We start from the raw sequence: 4,212 nt of genomic DNA, 5'->3' as shown, positions 1-4,212 counted from the left end.
GGGCCACCGCCTCCTCGAGGACGGCGTCGGTCCAGGACCAGTCCGAGCGGTAGTGGTGCGCGAGGATGGCGAGACGGATGGCTGCGGGGTCCACGCCCTCGCGGCGCAGCTTCGACACGAGCACCAGGTTGCCGCGGGATTTGCTCATCTTCTCGCCGTCGTAGCCGACCATCCCGGCGTGGGCGTAGTGCTCGGCCAGAGGGGTGCCACCGGTCGCCCAGGCGTGGGACGCGCTCATCTCGTGATGGGGGAACACGAGGTCCGAGCCGCCTCCCTGCACGGTGAAGGGCGCGGGCAGGAAGCGCTGCGCGATCACCGCGCACTCGATGTGCCAGCCAGGACGGCCCCGGCCGAGCGTGCCGCCGGACCAGCTGGGCTCACCGGCGCGTTCGGACCGCCAGAGCAGCGGATCGAGCGCGTTGCGCTTGTGCGGGCGCTGGGGGTCGCCACCACGCTCCGCGGACAAGGCGAGCATCGTGTCGGGCGCCAGGTGCGACACCTGGCCCAGGAACCAGGAGGCCGGGTCGCTCGCGTCGAGCGTGGCGGTGGCGTCGAGGGAGAAGTAGATGTCGCCGTCGGGCTCCCCGCCCTCGCCCGGCACGGCATAGGCCAGTCCGCGCGCCACGAGCTCCTCGACGGCCGGGACGATCCAGTCGATCGCCTCCACGGCTCCGATGTAGTGGTCGGGCGGCAGGACGTTCAGTGCTTCCATGTCCTCACGGAACAGGGCGATCTGCTCGGCGGCGAGCTCACGCCAGTCCACGCCGGTGGCCGTGGCGCGCTCGAGGAGCGGATCGTCGACGTCGGTCACGTTCTGGACGTAGGAGACCGTTGCCCCGGCGTCGCGCCAGGTGCGGTTCAGGAGGTCGAAGGCGACATACGTGGACGCGTGGCCGAGGTGGGTCGCGTCATAGGGGGTGATGCCGCAGACGTAGAGGCTGCGCTCGGGATGGTTCCCGAGGGGTGCCGGCTCCTGGCTTGCCGTGTCGAACAGGTTGATGCCCGACTGGGTGCCGTCGAGTTCTGGGACAGGAGTCGAATTCCACGCAATCACACGTTCTACCTTACGGCCCGGCGTCAGGCGGTGATGACGCCGAAGCCGAGCAGGAGGTACAGGGCGAGACCGAGCAGGATGCGGTACCAGACGAAGAGCCCGTAGCCGCGCGTGCTGACGAACTTCAGGAACCAGCCGATGATCGCGAAGCCGACGACGAAGGCCACGACCGTCGCCACCGCGGTTTCCGGGAGCGCGTACGGCCCGGGCTCGTCGTAGCTCTTGACGAGCTGGAACACACCGCTGCCGAACACCGCGGGGATGGCCAGCAGGAAGGAGTACCGTGCTGCCGCCTCGCGGGTGTACCCCATGAGCAGGCCCGCGGTGATCGTGCCGCCGGACCGCGACACGCCCGGGATCAGGGCCATCGCCTGCGCCAGCCCGTAGAGGATGCCGTGCCGGTAGGTGAGGCTCTGGAGGTCGCGCGTCTGACGGCCCACGCGGTCCGCCACGGCGAGGATGAGGCCGAAGACGATCAGCATGGTGGCCACGATCCACATGCTGCGGAACGTGCTCTCGATCTGGTCCTGGAACAGCAGCCCGAGGACCACGATCGGTACGCTGCCGAGAATCACGAGCCACCCCATGCGGGCGTCCGGGTCGTTCCTCGGCACCGTGCCCTTCAGCGCGCCGAACCAGGCCGTGATGATGCGCACGATGTCCCGCCAGAAGAACACGATGACGGCGGTCTCCGTCCCCAGCTGCGTGATGGCGGTGAACGCCGCACCCGGGTCCTGCGCATTCGGCAGGAGCTCCCCGACGATGCGCAGGTGTGCGCTCGATGAAATGGGTAGGAACTCGGTAAGGCCCTGGACGAACCCCAGGATGACTGCTTCTATCCACTTCACGTCTACGACCCTAAGCCATGCGGCGCAGGGAAGGCTCTAGGCTTGGCTCCATGCAACGGCGAAACGTGGGAGCGAGCGGACTGACGGTCTCGGCTCTGGGACTCGGCACCATGAACTGGGGCCAGGAGGTCAGCGAGGAGGCCGCCCGCGAGCAGCTGCGCATCTTCACCGAAGCCGGCGGCACGCTCATCGAGACCGCTGCCCGTTACGGCGAGGGCCAGGCCGAGGCCATGCTGGGCAGCTTCATCGGTGACACCGTGGCCCGCTCCGAACTGGTGGTGGTGGTGCAGGGCGGCACGACCCGATCCGGGAGCCGGCGCCTGGACGCCTCGCGCCGCGGACTCCTGGACTCGCTGGACGCCTCGCTGTCGCTGCTGGGCACCGACCACGTCGATCTCTGGCTGGCGCCCTCCCCCGATGCCGCGGTCCCGCTGCAGGAGACCCTCAGTGCGCTCGAGTCCGCCTATGTGACAGGACGCGCGCGGTACGTCGGGGTGTCCAACTACTCCGGCTGGGAGTTCGCACGCGCCGCGGCGACCGCCTCCTTCCCGCTCATCGTGAACGATGTCGAGTACTCCCTGCTGAGCCGCGGCGCCGAGCGGGATGTCCTTCCCTCGGCGGAAGCGTTCGGCGCTGCCATCCTGGCGTGGGGTCCGCTGGGTCGGGGTGTGCTGACCGGCAAGTACCGTGGCAGGATCCCCTCCGAATCCCGTGGAGCCTCGGACGTGTGGGCGCCCTATGTCGAGCCCTACCTCTCGGGCAAGCCCCAGCGCATCACCGAGGCACTCTGCACGGCGTCACGGGGACTGGATCTCCAACCGCACGAACTCGCCCTCCGGTGGCTCCTGCACCGGCCGGGTGTGGCCTCCGCGATCGTCGGGGCACGCACCGCGCAGCAGCTCAAGGAGATCCTGCAGACCAGCGGAGCTCCTGTGGCGGAGCCCATTGCTGAAGTGCTCGACGAGGTATCGGTCCTGCAGGGCTGACCCCACCCGCGTGCGGGATGCGGCGCTCCACCCCGGGTACTGCTCCGGCCGGTGGGGTCCGTGAGTTCCGGATCGGCCGGTCAGTGCTCCACTTCGGCTTCGACGAGGTCGGACGCGTAGTCGGCGTCCTCCGGATCGTCGTCCCCGTCCTCCTCGTCGTCGTCGGACTCTTCGTAGATCTCGAGTGGTGTCACTTCCCCGAAGGCGTCGTACAGGGCTTCCTCGTAGGCTTCGAACGCGTCGGCGATGCCCAGATAGGCCGCTTCGACCGCCGGATCGTCCTCCCGCCGTCGTGATGCCGACGCCGCAAGGTGTTCTTCGAGGGCCGTCACGAGGGACTGGAGCGCGACACGCGGATCTATGCTCATGGATTAGACGTTATCGGTAAAGTGGGCAGAATTGGAGGGATATGCGAGAACATTTTCTGAACGCGACCGCCGTCCGAAAGCGCGACTACGGGCGCCAGTACGAGTACCTGGTGCTGACCGTCAGCGCGGGTGAACCCCTGCCGGCCGCGCGCAAACTCCTGACCGAGCATGCCGAGTACGGCAAGTGGGAACTCGAACGCAGCTGCATCTACCTGGGCGGCAGCAGGCGCTACTGGCTCCGGCGGAAAGTGCTGCGGGTGGAACGGACGGCGTGACCGGGACCGGGACGGAGCCCCGCTCGCCACGGCACCCCGCCTAGGCGGTCGGCGGGCCGAGCAGGGCCGTGGCGACCGTTGCCCGCGCGGATTCCCGGGTCGACGGATGGAACTGTCCGGCCAGGGCGTCCCGGTGCAGCCGCGCCACCTCGGACGACGCGGAGAAGCCCGATCCTCCTCCGACGTGCAGGGCGGCGGACGTCGCCGCGACCGCCGCGTCGACCGCGTGCGTCTTGAGGGTCACGAGGCGTGCGAACCACTGGGACGCCTCGCCCGCACGACCGTCGAGGTCCTGCGTGACGCTGCGGAGTTCGGCGTCCGCCCCCGTCCGCTGCATCGCGACGCCCGCCAGGAGATGCCTCAGCACCGGATCATCGGACAGGGCGCGGCCTGCGACATGGCTGCGGCGCGCGGCGAGGAATTCCGCCGCCAGGTCGAGCGCGCGGTCGGCGATCCCGAGGTAGACCGCGCCGATCAGGGTCTCGAAGGCGGCGAAGATGCCGAAGACCAGCGGGTCCGCGGTGGGGCCCACGGGTAGCTGCCGGAAGACGGCGTCGGGAGCCACACGGACGTCGGTCAGCCGCGTGGTGTTCGACTGCGTGGCACGCATCCCCAGCGGGTCCCAGTCCGGCACGGTGTCCACGCCGGGGGTGCCGCGGGGGACGAAGGCATGGAGGATCG

Annotated in this window: 6 protein-coding genes; 2 read left to right on the top strand and 4 right to left on the bottom strand. The window is 69.4% G+C overall.

Translation table 11 applies throughout. The features are described 5' to 3' along the window. Both mshC and CVO76_RS05655 read right to left on the bottom strand, forming a co-directional pair. A partial coding sequence (gene mshC / locus CVO76_RS05660; protein WP_208741152.1) for a cysteine--1-D-myo-inosityl 2-amino-2-deoxy-alpha-D-glucopyranoside ligase occupies positions 1-1,054 on the bottom strand: 1,054 nt, incomplete at its 3' end. A gap of 23 nt (positions 1,055-1,077) precedes the next feature. Then, the gene (locus CVO76_RS05655) at positions 1,078-1,902 is read right to left on the bottom strand and encodes an undecaprenyl-diphosphate phosphatase (RefSeq protein ID WP_208741150.1); all 825 of its coding nucleotides are present in this window, start codon (positions 1,900-1,902) and stop codon (positions 1,078-1,080) included. A gap of 50 nt (positions 1,903-1,952) precedes the next feature. Here CVO76_RS05655 and CVO76_RS05650 point away from each other — a divergent pair, with 50 nt between their 5' ends. Then, positions 1,953-2,888 carry an aldo/keto reductase gene (locus CVO76_RS05650; protein WP_208741149.1) on the top strand — a complete coding sequence of 312 codons (936 nt, stop codon included), beginning with the start codon at positions 1,953-1,955 and terminating at the stop codon, positions 2,886-2,888. An 80-nt stretch (positions 2,889-2,968) separates the two neighbouring features. On the opposite strand, the gene CVO76_RS05645 is transcribed toward CVO76_RS05650, so the two are convergent. Beyond that, on the bottom strand, positions 2,969-3,256 hold the full coding sequence (locus CVO76_RS05645; protein ID WP_133083094.1) for a hypothetical protein: 288 nt from the start codon (positions 3,254-3,256) through the stop codon (positions 2,969-2,971). A 41-nt stretch (positions 3,257-3,297) separates the two neighbouring features. On the opposite strand from CVO76_RS05645, the gene CVO76_RS05640 reads away from it, so the two are divergent. After that, positions 3,298-3,531, top strand: coding sequence for a DUF5703 family protein (locus CVO76_RS05640; RefSeq protein ID WP_133083093.1), 234 nt, complete (start codon positions 3,298-3,300; stop codon positions 3,529-3,531). 40 nt (positions 3,532-3,571) lie between these two features. Here CVO76_RS05640 and CVO76_RS05635 read toward each other — a convergent pair. Beyond that, the coding region (locus CVO76_RS05635) for an acyl-CoA dehydrogenase family protein (protein ID WP_279628597.1) at positions 3,572-4,212 on the bottom strand (641 nt) is incomplete at its 5' end.

Source organism: Arthrobacter agilis (assembly GCF_002953615.1).
Classification (GTDB): domain Bacteria; phylum Actinomycetota; class Actinomycetes; order Actinomycetales; family Micrococcaceae; genus Arthrobacter_D; species Arthrobacter_D agilis_B.
Note: the sequence above shows the minus strand (reverse complement) of the source record. Positions and strands in the feature narration are given on the sequence as shown.